Origin of the sequence: Streptomyces sp. NPDC006476 (assembly GCF_040612015.1) — a bacterium.
Lineage (GTDB): Bacteria > Actinomycetota > Actinomycetes > Streptomycetales > Streptomycetaceae > Streptomyces > Streptomyces griseorubiginosus_B.
The window spans coordinates 1-18,380 of sequence record NZ_JBEXPK010000072.1; the positions used below are offsets into that span (position 1 = coordinate 1).

Here is an 18,380-nt window from a genome sequence, read left to right on the forward strand (position 1 = left end):
TCCGCCGCTACATCATCTGGCGGAACAAGCACGCCACCGACGAACGCCTACGCGAGGTCGTGCACAGGGCGAACGTTGCCTGATGCGGCACTAGGATGATCATTGGCCAGCGATTGTGCGGTGAGTGGCCGCCGTACGCCTCGCCCCTGAAGCGGATCATTAGGCCTATCCCGAGGCTCATGACAGCGAGACCCGCCGTCAAGCGCAAGATCGCTACGGTCATGGCCCCTCCTGCAGCACGGTGACACGGGTTCGGTGCCCAACTGCCTGGTCCGGGCTTGGGCGTGGCGCGGCCAGTGTCGCACACCGTACCGGGTGACCTGCGGCTGCCGGCCACGGATGCCCCACGGGCGTAAAACCGACGCGCGGCACAGGTGGTGACGGCCCAACCCGGTTGGCGTGTGAGTGGACTGCCGGACGATCTGGGACCTCCTGGTCCTGGTCCGGGTCGGCGCCGGCCCGCTGTGTGAGGTGTGCGGGGCTGTCGTCCTGACGGGGGCTGGGCAGGCGTGTGCCGGCTGTTGTAGTGGCGGGCGGGAGGGATGCTGATGGTGTCGCGGGCGGGGTGACATCAGGTCAGTGCGTGCAGATCTGCTGTACGGCGTGATCGATGTCGGCGGACTGGGCCGCGGTGGGGAGGACCGGGGCCCGGCCCTCTCGGCGGGTGTTGCGCACGGTGACGAACAGCAGGGGCGTTCCGGTCGGGGGGAGAGGCAGCTGGCAGTAGACGTTGATGCGTGCGTGCAGGACGAGGGCTTGGCCGGGCCGGAGCGCGGCGCCCGGGACGGGCCGGGTCTGCAGGAAACCGTCGTAGCCCTGTCTCGTTCCGGTGAACGTCACGGGGGCGGCGGAAGCGATGCGGACGGTGATGCCGAAATCCAGGCTGTACCGGTGCGGCATCTCGACGCCGGTGATCCGGACGCTGGTGGCGGCGACCGGGTCGGGCGGTCCGGGCTGAGGGCGGGTGGCCACGACGTAGCCGAGGAGCATGCCAAGGACGAGTGCACCGGACGACATGGCAATCGACGCCTGGGCGCGGCGCGAGAGCGCCTGCCAGCGCTCCCGGAGCAGCGGACGGTCCGCGCCCAAGTTCTCGACGACGTCGCTGTCCTGGCCCTCGGACGGAGTCACCATGTCCGCAGCGTAGAGCCGTGTGCTAGCGATGGGTACCGGCCGGACAGCCCCTTCTCGCCCCTTGCTCGGCCCTTGCTCAGCCCTGCCTCCGCCCGTGCCGGGGCGGGGCGTGTGGGCTTGCCGGCAAGTCATCAGGCGAGGCGACCGCCGGCAGGTTGTTCCCGGGCGGCTGTCGTGATGTCCCAGGCGAAGAGCCTGTCCGGCTCCGTCGCCACCGACCGCGACTGCCGGCGACCTCAGTAGCGCTGCCCTGGTTGCCCACCGGCCCGCATGGGCCCGATGCGCGCGGACGTGACGGCAGCCGCCCACACCAGAGGCGAATGCCCCTCGTCCCTCTTGTCGTTGGGGTTGTGGCCGGGGGTGAGTGGGCGGTCTGCCGGCGTGGAAGGCGGGAAACCCTGCGACGGCGCAACGGTGTTGGGCCGGTCTGCAGGGTTTTCCGCCACGAGTCTGCGTCTGGACCCTGCAGATGCCCCGGCTGACGGCCTGCAGGACACGGGCGGCCGGCTACTACGGGACAGGCGGTGTTGCACGAGGAAGCAGGCTGGGATGGCAGCGCGCAGGCGGCGGGGGAGTACGCCCCGAAGCGGCGGCCGCGATGCGCCGGCGTACGGGGCGAAGGAGCGAATGGCCCAGCCTTTGCGGGCAGCAGGCGGTACTCAGACACTGACCTCGATCGCGAAAGGCCTGGCCGCTCCGGCGCTGATCCTGGCCGTCCTCCTGGGCATCATTTACCTGCTGGGCAAATCCCATTGGTGACTGCCTCCATAGCCAGGACGTTTTCCAATCCTCACTGAAGGGCCCATCAGTGGACGAACGACCGCGGGATCGGCCAAGGCGGCAAGGCTGACACTTGACTCGCGCACGCTGGAATGAGTTGGCGTTCTGGAACAAACGAACTCGGTGAGGGCTCCTGGGAGCGCTGCCGTGGTCGCACCAGCATCAATGAGTCCATCATCGGCGGCCAATTGTGCGAAGACGCGGGCAGGCCCGTCGCCGAAGGCGTGCCCGATCTTCTTCCCACGTCTGACGATCGTAGATCACACTCCCACCGGGGCTCTCGAGATTCTCCCGCTCGTCGGCGTATTCGGATTTCAGAGGGAAGAGGGAAACGGAGACCGCAACAGGATGCGGCACCATGCAACTCGGTGTCTGCCCGCCCGAGATGCGAGCAGTTGACGCGTAAATAGCTGAAACGGCAAATGACTTGTATTTGCACATTGTCAGGGGCCTGTTAGGGTGGATCATATGAGTGAGGTAGCAACGAAGTTCTACACGGTAAAGAAGGGCGACAATCTGAACAAGATTGCCGCCATGTACGGTCTGACGCTGGACCAGATTCTGGAGTGGAATCCGGAGATCACCAATCCGGACGTGATTCGGATTGGGCAGCGGGTCCGCGTCTCTGCACCGGAGACGGACGGTGAGTACCAGCCCTTCCCGGGTGCCGACTTCTTCGTGCCCGACACAGGCAGCCCGATCATCGAGGCCATGGGCTACCGCCTCATCGAGGAGGGTTGCTCGGCCTACCCCGGCAGCAGGCCCGACTATCAGTGGAGCGACGCCGACCAGGCCTCCTACGCCAAGTGGCAGCACAAGCTGGGGTTCTCGGGCAAGGACGCGGACGGCATTCCGGGCAAGAAGAGCTGGGACAGGCTCCACGTGCCCGCCGTTCTGACCGAGTGATCAGCCTTCGGACTCCTCGTCGGCTGGGCGGACCGTCACTGATCCGGCGCGGGATGCAGGCCGTGCTGCGGGGGCGAGGGTGGTGCGGCCGGCGGGGGCCGGGGATCCAAGGGCCACGTACCGACTCCAGAACCCTTTGGCCCTGCCCGTCAAACCATTTGGTGAAGAGTTCCTGGGAGTATCCGAAGATGACGGCCCAGGCGATGATCCCGCACCCTGCGGCCGCTCTACCCACATTGGACTGAGACTGCTGTCCGAAGGCCCGCCCCGACCCGTGTAGGCCACCTACCCCCCGGCTGGAGCCTGGGTCTCGGAGACCGGCGACGACGGCAGCATCGTTCTGCCGGCCTCTCGGGGCCTGCACGAAGCCGTGTGCACCGCCTCGACGACGCAGGCCTCATCGACGTCACCCGTGTCGTCTCGACACCGCCCACGTCAGGGCTAAAAAGGGTGCGAACACTCAGGCCCGAGCCCCGTGGACCGGGGCAAGCCGGGTTCCAAGATGCACATCCTGTCGGACGCGAACGGACTGCCCCTTCTCGTCGGCGTCTCGGCCGGCAACACCCACGACAGCGAAGGGCTGAAGCCCATGATCGAGGGCCACCAAACGAGACACGACCCTCACCGCGGCCGGTATTCAAGCCCCAGCGCCCGCAGGCGTACGACCGGCCCGATCTGCGGAAATGGCTACGCGGCAAGCGGATCGGAGTCCGTATCGCCCGCAAGGGCATCGAGTCCGGCGAACGCTTGGGGCGGCGCAGGTGGGTGATCGAGCGCACCATGTCGTGGCTGTCCGGCTACCGCCGCCTCAGCCCCCGCTACACTGGCGCGGCACTCTCGCACGCCACCACCATGAGGGCCAGGATCTCATCCTCACCGTTGACGACCTCCTCGAACACTTCTCTGCGCTGGCGTTGACTCCGACTGCCCAGTGATGGGTCTTCGCCGGCGTCGATGCCGACCCAGACTTGCTTGTGAGGGCCAGGCCGGACGCTCAATCGTCGGGGGGTGGCACCGGCTTGGTCCAGTCCGGGTCCGCCCACCGCCCCGGCTTCTGGGGATCGGGCAGGTCTGGGCGGTACCTGGGGTTCCGCTCCCGGCGCAGCCTGACGCTGGAATGCAGCTCGGCGTCGACGGGCACCGGACGCTTGCGGCGGCCCGCGAGGATCCACAGTGGGCCGTTGTCATGGACCGCGGCGCAGGCGAAGTCCTCGGTGACCGCGCAGACGGTGTCGTAGGCCTGAGGACGGAACGCCAGGTTCTGGGAGACACCGTCAGTGATCCACTTCAGAGGGATCGTCGAGAGCAGGGGATCCCCCTCGGCATGAGCGAAGGTGCCACCGACATCCGAGTGCACCCCCGCGAACCAGACCTCCTCGACAGTGCCCTGACGTGGTGCCGGGCGGGGCGTCACCAGGAACTCGTGGTAGGGGCGACGGGTCTCGTCGAGCGACACGGCGTGCCGGACGCGGGCCGCGTTCGGCAGTTGGTGGGTGTACGGCCAGTGCAGACTCCCCACGCGTAGTAGTCCGGCCGCCTTCACGGTGTCCCAGACACCGAGATAGGCCACGGGCAGTGCGTGGTGCGAGACCTGGCGCGGACTGTTCTGCTTCACTTGCGCCCACAGCGGCTCGTTCTCGGTGCGCCGGCAGAACGCGTGCGAGAACCGTGCGACCTCCTCCTCGCTCCGGTCGATGTCGTGGTTGAAGGCGTACTTCGACACGGCGTACGGGACGAGGTTCTCCGAGCCCGGACGCATGAGGCCGGGCTTGTTGAGCATGCCGACGAGCGCCCTGGCGGTGTAGGCGCCACGGCTGAAGCCGAACACGTACACCTCGTCGCCAGGCTGCCAGTGCCGCATGAGGTACGTGTACGCCTCGGCGAGATTGGTTCTCAGCCCGCTGCCGAAGGCGAGCCCCCACAGGCGGGACAGCCGGCGGCCGACCGGCCCGTGGGCGGAGCCCGACGACAGAGTTCCGACCCCGGGGTCGTAGTAGACGAGCTGGCGTGCCGGATCGTCCGTGTCCAGCATCTCCACCAGCCTGACCACATTGGTGGGGTGACTTGCGCCCACCTGGTTGCCCGTCCCGTCCAGGCACACGACGATCGCGCGAGGCATGTCGCTGCTCCCTTCTAACGGGTGGACAGCGGGTCGGCAGCAGTGTCTCGCCCGGAGTCGACCTGCTGAGCGAACGCCTGCATGGCCACATCGCTGTTGGCCGGCAGGACGGCCATCAGGCCACGGTCCTGCGCCTCGGCGATCGTCGAGGCGGCGGCGCTGCCCTCGGGGACGAAGGCCAGGCGGACGTGCCCGTCACCGGACCCGCGGCGGTCCACCGGTGTGACGGCGCCGTGGGTGCCGTCGGGCAGAGTCACCCACAGCTGGAAGTCGTCGTACCGGACGAAGTCCGCGGCCTTCACCGGCCATGGGTAGTGGTGCTCACCGGGCACGCTGGGAAGGATGCCCTGGTGGTTTCCCCGGCTCAGCGGCACGCAGGCATTGAACAGGGAGTCGGTCCACGCCTCAACCCCGTCGGCATCCTTGATTGGTGTGCGCAGGAGAGCCTCGGCCTCCTCGTAACCCAGTTCCGCCAGCGCGGGCAGAGTCAACGGGAAGGCGTCCACCAGTTCTGCGGCTTCCTGCCGGAGTCGGTCGACCTTCGCGGGGTCCGCGCAGAACTGCATGCTCCACTCGATGCCGACGCGAGCCCGGTACATACGCCAACCCCCGGACCCCTTGACCCACAGGCTGCCCCCGTGGTGCATCTCCCAGTGCTCGGGAGCGCCCGGCCCCGCCCCAGGGTCGACGGGCCTTGGCCCGTAGGGCAGGTCGGAGTCGTCCATGGAGCCCAGGATCGCGTGCGCGGTCCTCTTGGCGGCGCGGAACTGCGCGGACTCAAAGCGCTTCGGATGTTCGACGAGGCGGATATCCCACGGATGGTTCTCCGATTCGACGCCGCCCAGCGGGAGTTCAGTGTGTGCCATCGATGACCTCCTCAGCCCGGCCCCGCGGGCAGGTCACCGACTCTGAGGGCGGATATCCCCTCGCGGGGCGAAATATCCTTGCTTCCAATGTGCGCCTCGAATCAGGCGATCGCGACTTAAGCGACGGCAGATGCCAGGTCCCGGGTGACTCGGTCAGGGACCGGGACGTGTGGGACTGGACGAGGCGTTCTTGAGATAAGGGAGAGGTCGTGTTGCAACGTCGTCTGCGACCTGGCGCCGGTGATCCTCGTGGCGGCCTTCCCCTTCTGGAAGACCATGATCGTCGGCATATTCTGCACGGCCCGCACCACGCCGCCCAAAAGACCACGGCCACGGGCTTCTTGCTCTTGAGGGCGACTCTTTGGAAGTCTGCGTCGGTCATGTTACCAAGATCAGCACCTATGGGGCGGCAGGCTGTCTTCGGCTCGCAGGAGATTCGGATGCTCCAGCGCGGTGCGCACGCACGCGTCCGGCAGCTCCGTCATGCAGCCTACTGAGGCGCACTTCTGGCGTCGTAAGCGATCATGTGTCGCCCGGAAGGGAAGTTGCGAGGGTTCGCCGGGAAACCTAGCCTGAAAAGGAATGGGTCCAATGAGTGACCGGACCGACTGAGGCGACCGAAATGGTCGAACGAACCCGGGCACCAGACCGAACCTCGGCATGGAAGCAGGCAGAGCCCGAAGCTTTCAGTGGCCGCGGAACACCATCACACCGATCCGCTGAAGGCCCCGCGGAAGCCCGCTACCGGAACGACTGCCTGGCCAACAGCTCCGCCCTGCGGCTGCCGCGGAGCGAGGCACAGGGTCGGCCACTGGATGTGCCCGTGCCCGCGGCCATGGAGGCGCAGCTGCGCGCGGATCTTCCCGTGTGCGGGTGCACACCGGTCGCTTGGGCGGCGTCGGCCGACGCTCTGTCCGCCAAGGCTTACACCTTCGGACAAGGACATCGCATTCGGCCCCGCCGATTCCGCCGGACGGCGCCTGCTCACCCGTGAGTTGACCCGCACCGCTGGAGTGCCGACATCGGAGCGCCCGGGCCGGCCGGAGAAGTGAAGGGTGATCCAAATGCCACTGAAGAAGTACGGGGTGCTGGCCGCCCACGTTGTCGACAGGCGCCGGGAAGGGCACAGTGACACCCCGCACTACCAAGTTCACCTTGTCGACGACTCGAACACGCACTACCGCGCTGCCGTCAATGTGCAGTCACAGCAGGCCCCTTCGGAGCTGTTGTACCTGGCTGACGACGACTTCCACCATCCGCTCACCGACATGCTCCCGGTCGCTGGCAGCGGCTGGACCGGGCTGCGGTCCCAACCGGGAGCGTCAAGCCTCGACTTCGTCCGCGGCAACTTGTTCGACCCCGCCAAGATGCGGTTGCTGCCCCCGGACCTGCCGGGTTCTGACAACGACCTTGCCGACCTGTTGGATCACTACATCCAGCGGGCGATCAACGACCCAGCCGTCTGCCTGTACGCCTTCGGCCAGCGTTGGGGTCGGGAAGAAGGCAAGCCGGACAAGATCTTCGGGTTCGAGCCCGGCAACGGCGTCCATGACATCCACATGAACCAGGGCAACAGCGGCCGGTTCCGCGGTGACGACGGGGTCTGGCAGGACGGCGGACTCCTGCTGCACCTACCCGGGGAGTCCCGTTGGATCGGGATCTTCCTGGCCTTCCAGTCCCAGGCATGGCATACGGACGACACCAACGGCCACGCCATCGAGACCGCCCCCCGCCGCACCGACGAGGGACGAGGCCCTGTGCGGATTGTGGCTGCCCTGGTCGATCCCCTCGGTCCTGGACAGGAGAGCGAAACCGTCACCCTGATCAACACCTCCCGCACCTCCGTCAGTCTCACGAACTGGCAGCTCGCGGATCAGGAGAAGTGCAAGCTCCCCTTGCCCGACGTCAGCCTTGAGCCCGGCGCGACCCTGACTGTCCCCGGTTCCGGTGACTTCCGCCTGGGCGACGCCGGAGGGGCCATCACCCTCCTCGGCCCGGACGGCCTCAAGGTGCACGGCGTTTCCTACACCGCCCAGCGAGCTGAGCCGAAGGGTGAAGCGGTCACCTTCTGACGGGGGACCGGCGGCCCCTGCTCATGGCCGGGCCGATCGACCGTGCGGGCACCGCGATGGCGCAGGTCGACGATTCCGGCCGGCCGGAGCGGGCGGTGAGGGTGAGTTCGTAGGCCAGCAGCCGACGGCCGGTCGCATCCCGGGCTTCCATCGAAGCGAGGACCCGCACCGTGGTGCCGTCGGCCGGCACCTGCTGCGTGGCGGCCGCGGTGTCCTCGATGGCCGACACCTGCTTCAGGGAGAGGGCCGTGTACGGGGCCGGGGGAGACGGGCGACAGCTCCACACCGGGCGCGAGGTAGCGGCTCACCTCGCCGGCGCCGGTCAGGTAGGCGGTGAGGAACTCCCCGACAGTGGACGTCAGTTTCTCCTTCGGGGACGGTCACGGCGTAGGGCGAGGTGGCAGCGGGGGGCAGGCCGGGCCGGCGACCCGGCCGGGCGTACCGGTCCCGGTGAATGTGGTGAACGTGGTGTTGGCGGTCACCGGGACGGTGTAGTAGCGCAGCCGCCCGTCGGTGTTCTGCCCAGCCAGGGTCACCGACCACACGCGGGGCCTGCGCGGGATGCTGCGCGCCGCTGTCACCGGCGGCGCGGCCGGGTACATGGGTGGCCGGCTCGGGCAGCTCGGCGTCGGGTGCCATCGACTGTGCAAGCCGCGCCTGCGTACTTTTGGGATCGTCCGCGTTACTGTCAAGCCAGAGGCCGACGAACAGCTGCGCATAGCCCGCCGGCCGGCGGGGCCGGCTAGGCGACAACGGCCTTCAGATAGCGGTCGCCGGCTCCGAAATGTCAGACGTCAGCCCCAGTCCGCCGGTCGGATCGTGTTCGGCAGGTGGCTGCGGAGGAGCCGGACTCGGCATCGTGGGCGGGATCCTCGCGGCGGTGGAAGTCTGCGTTCCAGGCCTATTGGAAGGCTAGCTTTGCAAAGCGAATCTTGCAAGGCTAGCCTTCTAATATGACTTCGCGAGCATCGGACGGCCGCGCCGAAAACCTTGAGCCGGACCCCGCACTGATCGGGGTGGCCACTCGGCTGCGGATCAGCATCGGCGCGTTCAGGCGCCGCAGTCATGAAGCGCTGAGCGAGGGCGACTTGACGGGCCCGCAGCTGACGGCACTCTCGCGGCTCGAACGGCTGGGTGCGGTCACCACCGCGGAACTGGCCAGGCGCGAGCAGATCACTCCCCAGGCGATGGGCGCCACCGTCGCGGTCCTGCAAGGCCGTGGGCTGGTGGCCCGTACCGCCGATCCCGCTGACGGGCGCCGTCAGCTGCTCACGGTCACCGAGGCCGGCCGGACCGTGCTGAGTTCCGAGCGCAGCGTCGTCGCCGACACGATGGCCGCGGCGATGGCGACGTCCTTCACTGCCGAAGAGATCGCGACTCTCGACGCGGCGGCGCCGCTGATCGAGCGGCTGGCCGACCTGTTCTGACCAGCGACCGTGATCATCGAGCCCCACCCCGAGGAACGGAGGGCATGCCGTGAACGAGCCGGAGTCCGATGTCGTCGCAAGCGCCCGGAGCGAGGCGGGCGGTGCCGCGCGTCCGTTCTCCGGGCGGTTCACTGCACCGTTGTTGATCGGCTCGGCGCTGAATCCGATCAACAGCTCACTGATCGCTACCGCGCTGGTACCGCTCGCCGTCAGCCTGCACGTCCGGGTCGGGCAGACCGCAGCCCTGGTGACCGCACTGTATCTGGCCAGCGCCATCGCCCAGCCCACGGCCGGCAAGGCCGCCCAGGTGTTCGGTCCACGACGGGTCTTTCTGGCCGGAATCGTGCTGGTGGGGGCCGGCGGCACGGTGGGCGGCCTCGCGCAGGACCTGATCACGCTGCTCATCAGCAGGGTCCTGATCGGTCTCGGCACCTCCTGCGCCTACCCGACGGCGATGTTGCTGATCCGCGGCCGTGCCCGCGACGCCGGCCTCGACGAACCGCCCGGCAACGTCCTCGGCGCACTGCAGATAGCCGGCACCGCCACGGCGTCGCTGGGACTGCCCGTCGGCGGTCTCCTGGTCGGTGCCCTGACCTGGCGGTCGGTCTTCTTCCTCAACGTGCCGGTAGCACTGGTCGCCCTGGCCGCGACACTGGCCTGGATCCCCCCTGACAGCCCCACCGGCCGTGACCACACCCCGCGTGGCGTCGCCTCCGCCCTCGACGTGCCGGGCATCCTCGGTTTCGGCGCGACGATGACCGCACTGCTGGTGTTCCTCTACGACCTCCCCGTCGTGCACTGGTATCTGCTGGGCATCGCGATGGCAGCGGGAGCGGCGCTCGCGGTCTGGGAGTTGCGTGCCGCCACCCCGTTCCTCGACGTGCGCCTGCTCGCGGCCAACCGCGCTCTGACCCGGACCTATCTGCGTTTCGGCCTGGCAATGCTGTGCGTGTACATCGTGCTCTACGGGCTCACGCAATGGGCCGAGGCCGTACGTGGCCTGTCCGAGAGCGCATCCGGGCTGCTCCTGCTCCCCATGACCCTGGTGTCCGCGGTGGTCATCTCGCCGGTGTCGCGACGCAATCTCATACGAGGACCGCTGATCGCCGCCGCGCTGATGTGCACGGCGGGGTCGGCGGGCGTTCTCCTGCTGACCTCCTCCACCTGGATCGGCCTGTTCGTTGCCATCACCGTTGTGTTCGGCATCTCGATGGGCGCCGCTTCAGCCGGCAACCAGACCGCCCTGTACGACCAGGCTCCCGCTCAACAACTCGGCAGCGCCTCGGGTCTGCTGCGCACCTTCGCCTACATGGGCTCGATCGCATCCTCGGCCATCACCGGCATCGTGTTCCACACGCACGTGACCGACTACGGCCTCCACCAGATCGCCTGGATCATGGTCGGCATCAGTGCCGCCCTGATCATCATGAGTGTGGCCGATCGCTCGCTGCCCCCGCGACCCCGACGCTGACAGCGGCCACGTGCCGTCCGTCATCCGCTGGACGACGCTCACGACCTGTCCAGGCGGCGCACGTCCTCCTCGGTCCATTTCCGGGTGTCGCGGGGCTGGGTGTAGGGCTCCATGTGGGGCGGCATGCCGCCGGCGATCGCCCGTTGCCGTACGGTCTCCGCGTCGAACTCGAGGCCGAGCAGGATCGCGAGGTTGCTGATCCACAGCCAGATGAGGAAGACGACGACGCCGGCCATGGTGCCGTACGTCTTGTTGTAGGAGGCGAAGTTGGCGACGTAGAAGGCGAAGCCGGCGGAGGCGAGCAGCCAGATCAGCAGGGCCAGGAAGCTGCCCGGAGTGATCCACTTGAACCCCTTCACGCGCGCGTTGGGCGTGGCCCAGTACAACAGCGCGATCATGACCGTGACGAGGACCGCCAGCACGGGCCACTTGGCGATCGACCACACCGTCAGGGCGGTGTCGCCGACCCCGAGCGCTGTGCCCGCCTTGCGGGCCAGCGCGCCGGTGAAGACCACGATCAGGGCGCTGATCACGGCGAGCACCAGCAGGACGGCCGTCAGTGCGACCCGCACGGGGAGGATTTTCCACACCGGGCGGCCCTCGGGCATGTCGTAGACGGCGTTGGCGGCGCGGGTGAACGCGGCGACGTAGCCGGATGCCGACCACACCGCCAGGACGATGCCGACGATCGCCATGACCGATCCGAGACCGGCGTTGTTCTGCAGCTGCGAGACAGCCCCGGTGATGATGGTGCGGGCGGAGCCCGGGGCGAACTGCTGCAGGTTCTTCAGCACCGTGTCCGTGGCCGACTTGCCGGCCAGGCCGAGCAGCGACACCAGCACCAGCAGGGCCGGGAACAGCGACAGCAGACCGTAGTACGTCAGCGCCGCGGCCCGGTCGGTCAGCTCGTCGTCCTTGAACTCCCGCAGGCTTTTCCTCAGCACCGCGCCCCAGGCCGTCCTCGGCAGCTGTGTCGGCGCGCCTGGTGCGTGCCGCTCCACCGCGGGATCGGGGCCGGCCTCCTCGGGCGGCGGGGCTTCACGCTCGGGAGCCTCGTTGCGTCCGTGATGTTCTTTTCGTCCTGGAATATGCATTTTCATGCCCAGTGGGTACCCCTACACACCCACCTAATCAGGGCGCGGTCCCCCGATCCGGCGAGCGGGGTGACCGCGATGGGTCAGGGCTGCTTCCGAGTGGCCCGGTGGAAGGGTGAGCCACCGACCTCGCGTCATGGGTCGGGCGGCCCGACTGGTCTGCGCGGCATTGGCGCCAGCCGCAGCCGCCTCGGCGGCCGTCATCGCCCTGCTCGCCGTCCTCCCGGCCGTCGGGTCTGCGCGCCGCTCCTCGGAGTTTGGGTCTTTCATCGACAGCCTCGATCCGGGTATCGATTTCATTCCCCAGCAGGCCGTGGAACCTGGGTCGTCCGAACTCGTAATTTTCGAGGCGGCAGCTTTTCCGACCTGCGGATGGGAGTAATGGACGAGATACACCTGGCACGTTCCAGCCGCTTCATTGTCACCAGCGTGTCGTCGGACGCACACATGTGGAACCTCGTCTTCTTACAGTTACTGCTGGAAGAACGGGGTGGGGAGGTGATCAACCTCGGTGCCTGCGTCCCGGACGACGTGATCCTGGCCGAGTGCCGCAAACGCCGCCCTCACGCGCTGGTCGTGAGCACCGTCAACGGCCACGGCCACCTCGACGGACTCCGGCTCATCAGGCGGATCCGGAACGACCCCGAACTGGCCGGTCTACGGGTGGTGATCGGCGGGAAACTCGGCATCCGCGGAGCCGAGAACGCACGGTTCGGTGCCGAGCTCGTGGCCGCCGGATTCGACGCGGCATTCGAGTCGGAGGCCGGACTGGCCGAATTCGACGCCTTTCTCAGAGCGCTCGAGGAACGTCCTTCCCGCCAACTGGAAGAACGCCGTTCCCGTGAACTCGCAATGTCGGGAAAGGGGATATGAGATGAACGCCGGACCTGTGCCTTCACCCGTGCCCGCACCCGCAGCCCCTGCGCTCAGCCGCTTCGCCCGCTACGTCAGACGCAGCCACGAACAGGGCCGGCTGGTGGTGCAGCCGCGGATGGGGTTCGCCGACACGGCGACCATGCGCAGAGGGCTTCAGGCCGTCAGAGCCGTGCACGGCGCGTCCGTGGGGACCGTCACCGTCGACAGCTACACCCGGGTCAACGACCACGACTGCGCCCGGCGGGCGCTGGAACGGGGGGACGACCTCAACGGATACCCGGTCGTCGCCCAGGGCGAGGAGGAGACCCGGCGGCTGCTGAGCGGCGTGGCCGGTGACGACTTCCCCGTCCAGTTCCGGCACGGCTCCGCCCTGCCGAGGCAGTTGTTCGCCGCGCTGGCCCGCGTCGGCGCCGACGCCACCGAGGGTGGCCCGGTGTCGTACTGCCTGCCCTACAGCCGCGTGCCGCTGCCGCAGGCCACCAAGGCCTGGGCCGAGTGCTGCCGCATACTGGCCGACCGGCCCGAGCCGATGCATCTGGAGAGCTTCGGCGGCTGCATGCTCGGTCAACTGTGCCCGCCGAGCCTGCTGATCGCGCTGAGCGTTCTGGAGGGGATGTTCTTCCGCGAGCACGGCCTGCGGAGCATCTCGGTGAGTTATGCGCAGCAGACCAGCTCGGAGCAGGACCTGGAGGCGCTGGCCGCGCTGCGCCGGCTTGCCGCGCAGTGGCTGGGGGACGACGCCGACTGGCACGTGGTGCTCTACACGTACATGGGTGTCTTCCCGAAGACACCACTGGGCGCCTACCGGATGCTGGAGGACAGCGTCCGCCTCGCGGTGCGCAGTGGCACCGAGCGGCTGATCGTGAAAACCGCGGTGGAGGCCTACCGGATCCCCACCATCGAGGAGAACGTCGACGCCCTGGAGTTCGCCGCCGCCGTGGCGGCCGACGAGCGTCGCCGGGCGCCGGCCGGGCAGGATCTCAGGCAGACCGGCATCTACGAGGAGGCGCAGCGGCTGATCACGTCGACGCTGCACTTCGGCGACGACGTCGGCTCCGCGCTGGTGGGCGCCTTCGCCCGCGGCCACCTGGACGTGCCCTACTGCCTGCACCGGGACAACGCCAACCGCTCGCGGGCCGCCATCGACCCGACGGGCACCCTGCGCTGGTCCGAACCGGGAGCGATGCCCGTGGCCGTGTCGGACGGCCACGGCGCCACCGCGGTGACCGCGCGTTCGCTGATCGACATGCTGGGCTACAACGAGCGTCGCTTCGACCGTGAGGAACTGGTCGGCGCGACGGCGAGGGGGATGCTGTGACGACGACTGTGGTACGCGAGGACGTCGCGACGCTGGACACGGTGCGCGAGCGGGGCGCCGTACAGGCGGTGGTCAGCCAGGGGATCCGCGGCCTGTCCGTGCCGGACGGGCGCGGATCGTACAGCGGGCTGGACGCGGACATCGCTCGGGCGGTGGCCGCCGCAGCGCTCGGTGACCCGGCCGCCGTGGAGTGGCTGCCGACGGATCCCGCCGAGCGGCTGACCCGTCTCGTCTCGGGCGCCGCGGACGTGGCCACCTGCAACCTGTCGTGGACGCTCGGTCGTGAGGCCGCCCATCCCGTGCTGTTCGCCGGGGTCACCTGTTACGACGGGGAGGGCTTCCTCGTCCGTGCGGTGGAGGGGATATCGAGACCGGAGCAGCTCGCCGGGCGGCGGGTGGCCATCCAGGCGGGCACCACGACCGCGGACAACCTGGCGGCGTGGTTCGGTGCGCGCGGCCTGGAGGTCGAGGCCGTCGCCTACGCGACTCCCGCCGAGGCGCTCGCCGGTTACGTGGACGGCGGTAGCGCGGCCTACGTCCTGGACCGCATCGCGCTGGCCGGCGCACGGGCCACCCTGCCGCGCCCGGCGGACCATGTGGTGCTGGAGACCGCGATCTCCCGCGAGCCGATGGCACTCGCAGTCCGTGACGACGATCCGGGCTGGTTCCGAGTGTGCCGGTGGGTACTGCAACTCCTCGTCGGCGCGGAGGCGGCCGTCCGCGAGGGCGGCACGGCACGGTCCGCCGCCGACCTGGCGGACCGGCACGGCCGCCTGCTCGGTCTCGGCAGTGGCTGGGCGCACCGCGTCCTCGACGCCGTCGGTACCTATGGCGACGTCTACGAGCGCAATCTCGGCCCGGCCTCCGGCCTTGACGTCACTCGCGGCGCCAACGCCCTGTGGATCGACGGAGGCCTGCACTATCCGCTGCCCCTGCACTGAGCCGCACAGAAGAGTTCCGCCTGGTCAGGGGCCCCATCGAGAGCCTTGATGCGGGCATCGAATTCGTTCCCCAGCAGCACGTGGACCGGGCCGCGCCCCAGCTCGTAGCTTCGTTGCATCGGCCCGGTCACCTCGAACCGGGGCCCCACCCATTGCCCGACCTTCCCACCCGAAGCAGGAGTATGTCATGAGCGCATCAGAAACGCGCCGTCCGGAGACGCGCGGCGCGATCGAACTGACGGCGGCGATGCTGCTGTCCGGCACCATCGGCGTCTTCGTCGTCGAGTCGGGCGCCTCGCCGTTCAACGTGGTCTTCTACCGGTGCGTGTTCGGCACCCTCTTCCTCAGCCTGTACTGCGTGGCCCGCGGCTTCTTCAAGAACCACGGGTTCACCCCGAAGAAGCTGGCCCTGGCCGCGCTCGGCGGCGTGTTCATCGTCTTCAACTGGGCCTTCCTGTTCGAGTCCTACGGCAAGACGTCGATCTCGGTGGCCACGGTCGTCTACCACACCCAGCCGTTCTTCGTGGTCCTGCTCGGGGCCGCACTGTTCAAGGACCGCATCACCGCACACAAGGCGGGGTGGCTGATCGTCGCCTTCCTCGGGCTCATCCTCGTCTCGGGCATCTCCTCGTCCGACCTCTCCGGCGACAGCACCTACCTGGTGGGTGTCGGCTACGCCCTGCTCGCCGCCCTCTTCTACGGCCTGTCGACGATCATCACCAAGCGCGTGACCGGCGTGAAGCCCCACCTGGTCGCCCTGGTCCAGGTCACGCTCGGCATCCCGCTGCTGCTGCCCTTCACCCACCTCGGCCAGAGCGCGCACTTCGGCAGCGGCTGGGCCTGGCTCGTCGGCCTGGGCTTCATCCACACCGGCGTGATGTACGTGCTGATGTACTCCTCGTACCAGAAGCTGCCCACCTCCAAGATCGCCGTCCTGGCCTTCGTCTACCCGGCCGCCGCCATGGTCTGCGACTGGGCCGTCTACGGACACCACGTCACCTGGGTGCAGGCGCTGGGCATCCCGCTCATCGTCGCGGCCTCCCTGGGCATCAACCTCGGCTGGCGCCCCCGCCTCCGCCCCGCCACCACCCAGACCGACTCCACCCAGACCGCCTCCCTGCAGCCGGCCGCCACGTCCGGCAAGCGCACCACCGTCTGACCCCACGCCGTCCGACGCTCATGCCCGAGCCCGTCTGAGAGGACCCCTCGCCATGCCCCGCGTCACCGACCCGAACGCACCGCGCATAGCGGTGGTCGGCGCCACCGGAGTCGTCGGCACCACCCTGCTGGAACTCATCGAGGAGCGCGGCTTTCGCTACCGCGACCTGCACCTGGTCGCCTCGGCCCGCTCGGCCGGCCGCGAGATCACCGTCGAGGGCCGCCGTTACCGGGTGCACGACCTGGACGGCTTCGACTTCGCCGGCACCGATGTCGCCTTCTTCTCCGCCGGCGCCCGCGTGAGCAGCACCTTCGTACCCAAGGCCGTCGCCCGAGGCACCCTGGTCATCGACAACACCAGCGCCTTCCGGATGAACCGCGACACCCCGCTCGTCGTCCCCCAGGTCAACGCGCACGAACTTGACGCGCGCCCGGACAGCGGCATCATCGCCAACCCCAACTGCTCCACCATCCCCCTGGTGCGCCTGCTGAAGCCGGTACAGGAGCGCTGGGGCATCCGCCAGGCGGTGGTCAGCACCTACCAGGCGGCCTCCGGCGCGGGCTACTCCGGCATCGACGAGCTGCGCGCCGGTGCCCGCGCGGTCCTCGACGACCCCCACAGCACCGGCGTCACCGGGACCTTCAGCCCCTCGCTCGCCTTCGACGTCATCCCCCGCATCGACCGCCTCCTCGACGACGGCTTCACCTTCGAGGAGCAGAAGATGCTCCAGGAATCCCGCAAGATCCTCGGGCTTCCGCACCTGGACGTCACCACCACCTGCGTGCGCGTGCCCGTGGCCAACAGCCACTCCGAGGCCGCCTGGATCGAGTGCCACCAGCCCGTCGACCGGGCCGAGTTGGTCCGGCTGCTCGCCGAGCAGGACGAGGTCACCGTCCACGACCTCGACAGGCCCGGCGCGTTCCCCACGCCGCGCACCGCCTGCGACCCCAACCGCGTGCACGTCGGCCGCGTCCGCGTCCTCGCCCACAACCCGCGCGGCTTCTGGCTGTGGATCGTCGCCGACAACGTCCGTATCGGCGCCGCCCTCAACGCGCTGCAGATCGCCGAGGCCCTGACCGAGCGAGGTGTGCTGTGAATGACTACGCCGTCCTGAAGTTCGGCGGCTCCACCTTCCCCGACCTCACGGCCTACGCAGATCTCGCCGCCGCCCTGCGCCGTCGGGCCGAGGAGGAGCAGCGGCCGATGGCCGTGGTGGTCAGCGCCATGCCGGGCGAGACGGAGAAGCTGCGCGGCCAACTCCACGAGGTCAACCCGCAGCCGGAGGACGCCACCGTCGCCGGACTGCTCACCCTCGCCGACACCGTCAGCGCCCAGCTCCTGGCCGCCGCCCTGCACCGCGCCGGCCTCACCGCCACCGTGCTCGCGGGCCATCAGCAGGGCCTGGTCACCGACAGCACGTTCATGTGGGCCAAGGCGACGCGGCTGGAGGCCGAACCACTGCGGCGGGCTCTCGACAAGCACCAGATCGTCCTCATCCCCGGCGGCCAGGCGGCCGACGCGCAGGGCCGCCCCACCTGGCTCGGCAAGAACAGCTCCGACCTGTCGGCCGTCCTGGTCGCCGCCGCACTCGGCACCGACCGGGTCGAGATCCACTCCGACGTCGACGGCATCTACAGCGCCGACCCCAACATGGTCACCGGCGCCCGCTTGATCCCCGAGGTCACCTACGACACCGCCGCGTTGATGTCGCTGTACGGGGCCAAGGTCCTGCACCGCAGGTCGGTGCGGACCGCCAAACAGCACGGCATCACGCTGATCTGCCGCCACAACCGGGCCCCCTTCCCCTTCGGCACGGTCATCGCAGGCGACGGCGGACCTGCCGCCGGTGTCGTCGCCAACACCAAGTCCAGGATCCTCGCCTACGCCACCGCTGCCGACGCCGACCTCGCCCACAGCGTCTTCCACACCGAAGGCATCGACACCGTACGGCTGGAGGACGGTCCGCACCTGATGGTCGTCGGCGGCTACCTCGACATCGACCGCTTCCACCGGCTGCACGACCTGCCCCGGGCCCGGACGGTGGGCATCCCGGTCACCGAGATCACCGGCAGCCGGGCCACCACCCACATCGCCGCCGACGCCGAGCAGGCCCACCGGCTCGCGCAGAAACTCCACGACGCCCTGCCCGAACCGTCCGAGCCGGCCCTCGGGCTCCGGGCCCTGTAAGTCACCTCTGTTTTCGAAAGGAGACATCAC

General features: G+C 68.9%; 16 protein-coding genes and 5 pseudogenes. 14 read left to right on the forward strand and 7 right to left on the reverse strand.

Annotated elements, in window-relative coordinates; all coding sequences use genetic code 11:
• Positions 1-83 (forward strand): annotated as a pseudogene (locus ABZZ74_RS43345) (transposase); the annotation flags it as partial.
• Positions 84-576: 493 nt separating this feature from the next.
• Here the strand turns inward: ABZZ74_RS43345 and ABZZ74_RS43350 are convergent.
• Entirely contained in the window at positions 577-1,134 is a 558-nt protein-coding gene (locus tag ABZZ74_RS43350) for a hypothetical protein (RefSeq protein WP_356949637.1), read from the reverse strand.
• A gap of 627 nt (positions 1,135-1,761) precedes the next feature.
• Between ABZZ74_RS43350 and ABZZ74_RS43355 the strand changes: the two genes are divergently transcribed.
• The 4 genes and pseudogenes from ABZZ74_RS43355 to ABZZ74_RS43370 form a co-directional block, all read left to right on the forward strand.
• Positions 1,762-1,893 (forward strand): hypothetical protein, encoded by a 132-nt coding sequence (locus ABZZ74_RS43355; protein WP_356949638.1) that lies wholly within the window; start codon positions 1,762-1,764, stop codon positions 1,891-1,893.
• A 489-nt stretch (positions 1,894-2,382) separates the two neighbouring features.
• A pseudogene (locus ABZZ74_RS43360) lies at positions 2,383-2,526 on the forward strand (LysM domain-containing protein); the annotation flags it as partial.
• 36 nt (positions 2,527-2,562) lie between these two features.
• Positions 2,563-2,820, forward strand: a pseudogene (locus ABZZ74_RS43365) (peptidoglycan-binding protein); the annotation flags it as partial.
• A gap of 375 nt (positions 2,821-3,195) precedes the next feature.
• Positions 3,196-3,642: pseudogene (locus ABZZ74_RS43370) on the forward strand (transposase); the annotation flags it as partial.
• A gap of 172 nt (positions 3,643-3,814) precedes the next feature.
• Here the strand turns inward: ABZZ74_RS43370 and ABZZ74_RS43375 are convergent.
• The 3 genes and pseudogenes from ABZZ74_RS43375 to ABZZ74_RS43385 all read right to left on the reverse strand — a co-directional run bounded on the left by ABZZ74_RS43375 (position 3,815) and on the right by ABZZ74_RS43385 (position 6,208).
• Positions 3,815-4,939, reverse strand: coding sequence for a DUF2235 domain-containing protein (locus ABZZ74_RS43375; RefSeq protein WP_356949639.1), 1,125 nt, complete (start codon positions 4,937-4,939; stop codon positions 3,815-3,817).
• A gap of 14 nt (positions 4,940-4,953) precedes the next feature.
• Positions 4,954-5,805 (reverse strand): DUF6424 family protein, encoded by an 852-nt coding sequence (locus ABZZ74_RS43380; protein WP_356949640.1) that lies wholly within the window; start codon positions 5,803-5,805, stop codon positions 4,954-4,956.
• A 116-nt stretch (positions 5,806-5,921) separates the two neighbouring features.
• A pseudogene (locus ABZZ74_RS43385) lies at positions 5,922-6,208 on the reverse strand (thioredoxin domain-containing protein).
• 661 nt (positions 6,209-6,869) lie between these two features.
• On the opposite strand from ABZZ74_RS43385, the gene ABZZ74_RS43390 reads away from it, so the two are divergent.
• Entirely contained in the window at positions 6,870-7,877 is a 1,008-nt protein-coding gene (locus ABZZ74_RS43390) for a DUF2278 family protein (protein WP_356949641.1), read from the forward strand.
• Here ABZZ74_RS43390 and ABZZ74_RS43395 read toward each other — a convergent pair.
• Positions 7,867-8,106 (reverse strand): hypothetical protein, encoded by a 240-nt coding sequence (locus ABZZ74_RS43395; RefSeq protein ID WP_356949642.1) that lies wholly within the window; start codon positions 8,104-8,106, stop codon positions 7,867-7,869. The genes ABZZ74_RS43390 and ABZZ74_RS43395 overlap by 11 nt on opposite strands.
• A gap of 151 nt (positions 8,107-8,257) precedes the next feature.
• Positions 8,258-8,479, reverse strand: coding sequence for a hypothetical protein (locus ABZZ74_RS43400; protein WP_356949643.1), 222 nt, complete (start codon positions 8,477-8,479; stop codon positions 8,258-8,260).
• A 351-nt stretch (positions 8,480-8,830) separates the two neighbouring features.
• On the opposite strand from ABZZ74_RS43400, the gene ABZZ74_RS43405 reads away from it, so the two are divergent.
• Positions 8,831-9,304, forward strand: a complete 474-nt coding sequence (locus ABZZ74_RS43405; RefSeq protein ID WP_356949644.1) for a MarR family transcriptional regulator — start codon at positions 8,831-8,833, stop codon at positions 9,302-9,304.
• Positions 9,305-9,353: 49 nt separating this feature from the next.
• Positions 9,354-10,775, forward strand: coding sequence for an MFS transporter (locus ABZZ74_RS43410; protein WP_356949645.1), 1,422 nt, complete (start codon positions 9,354-9,356; stop codon positions 10,773-10,775).
• 38 nt (positions 10,776-10,813) lie between these two features.
• Here ABZZ74_RS43410 and ABZZ74_RS43415 read toward each other — a convergent pair whose 3' ends face one another.
• A complete protein-coding gene (locus tag ABZZ74_RS43415; protein WP_356949646.1) occupies positions 10,814-11,875 on the reverse strand; it encodes a YihY/virulence factor BrkB family protein in 1,062 nt (353 codons plus the stop codon).
• Positions 11,876-12,250: 375 nt separating this feature from the next.
• Here ABZZ74_RS43415 and ABZZ74_RS43420 point away from each other — a divergent pair, with 375 nt between their 5' ends.
• The 6 genes from ABZZ74_RS43420 (at position 12,251) to ABZZ74_RS43445 (ending at position 18,350) form a co-directional block, all read left to right on the forward strand.
• Entirely contained in the window at positions 12,251-12,742 is a 492-nt protein-coding gene (locus ABZZ74_RS43420) for a cobalamin-dependent protein (RefSeq protein WP_356949647.1), read from the forward strand.
• Between the two features lie 28 nt (positions 12,743-12,770).
• Positions 12,771-14,063 carry a methylaspartate mutase gene (locus ABZZ74_RS43425; RefSeq protein ID WP_356949648.1) on the forward strand — a complete coding sequence of 431 codons (1,293 nt, stop codon included), beginning with the start codon at positions 12,771-12,773 and terminating at the stop codon, positions 14,061-14,063.
• The gene (locus ABZZ74_RS43430) at positions 14,060-15,004 is read left to right on the forward strand and encodes a transporter substrate-binding domain-containing protein (RefSeq protein ID WP_356949649.1); all 945 of its coding nucleotides are present in this window, start codon (positions 14,060-14,062) and stop codon (positions 15,002-15,004) included. Before ABZZ74_RS43425 ends, ABZZ74_RS43430 begins: the two co-directional genes overlap by 4 nt.
• Before the next feature lie 187 nt (positions 15,005-15,191).
• Positions 15,192-16,163 carry a DMT family transporter gene (locus tag ABZZ74_RS43435; protein ID WP_356949650.1) on the forward strand — a complete coding sequence of 324 codons (972 nt, stop codon included), beginning with the start codon at positions 15,192-15,194 and terminating at the stop codon, positions 16,161-16,163.
• A gap of 52 nt (positions 16,164-16,215) precedes the next feature.
• Complete coding sequence (locus ABZZ74_RS43440) at positions 16,216-17,259, forward strand: aspartate-semialdehyde dehydrogenase (protein WP_356949651.1); 1,044 nt, start codon at positions 16,216-16,218, stop codon at positions 17,257-17,259.
• On the forward strand, positions 17,256-18,350 hold the full coding sequence (locus ABZZ74_RS43445; RefSeq protein ID WP_356949652.1) for an aspartate kinase: 1,095 nt from the start codon (positions 17,256-17,258) through the stop codon (positions 18,348-18,350). Before ABZZ74_RS43440 ends, ABZZ74_RS43445 begins: the two co-directional genes overlap by 4 nt.
• Positions 18,351-18,380 lie beyond the last annotated feature (30 nt).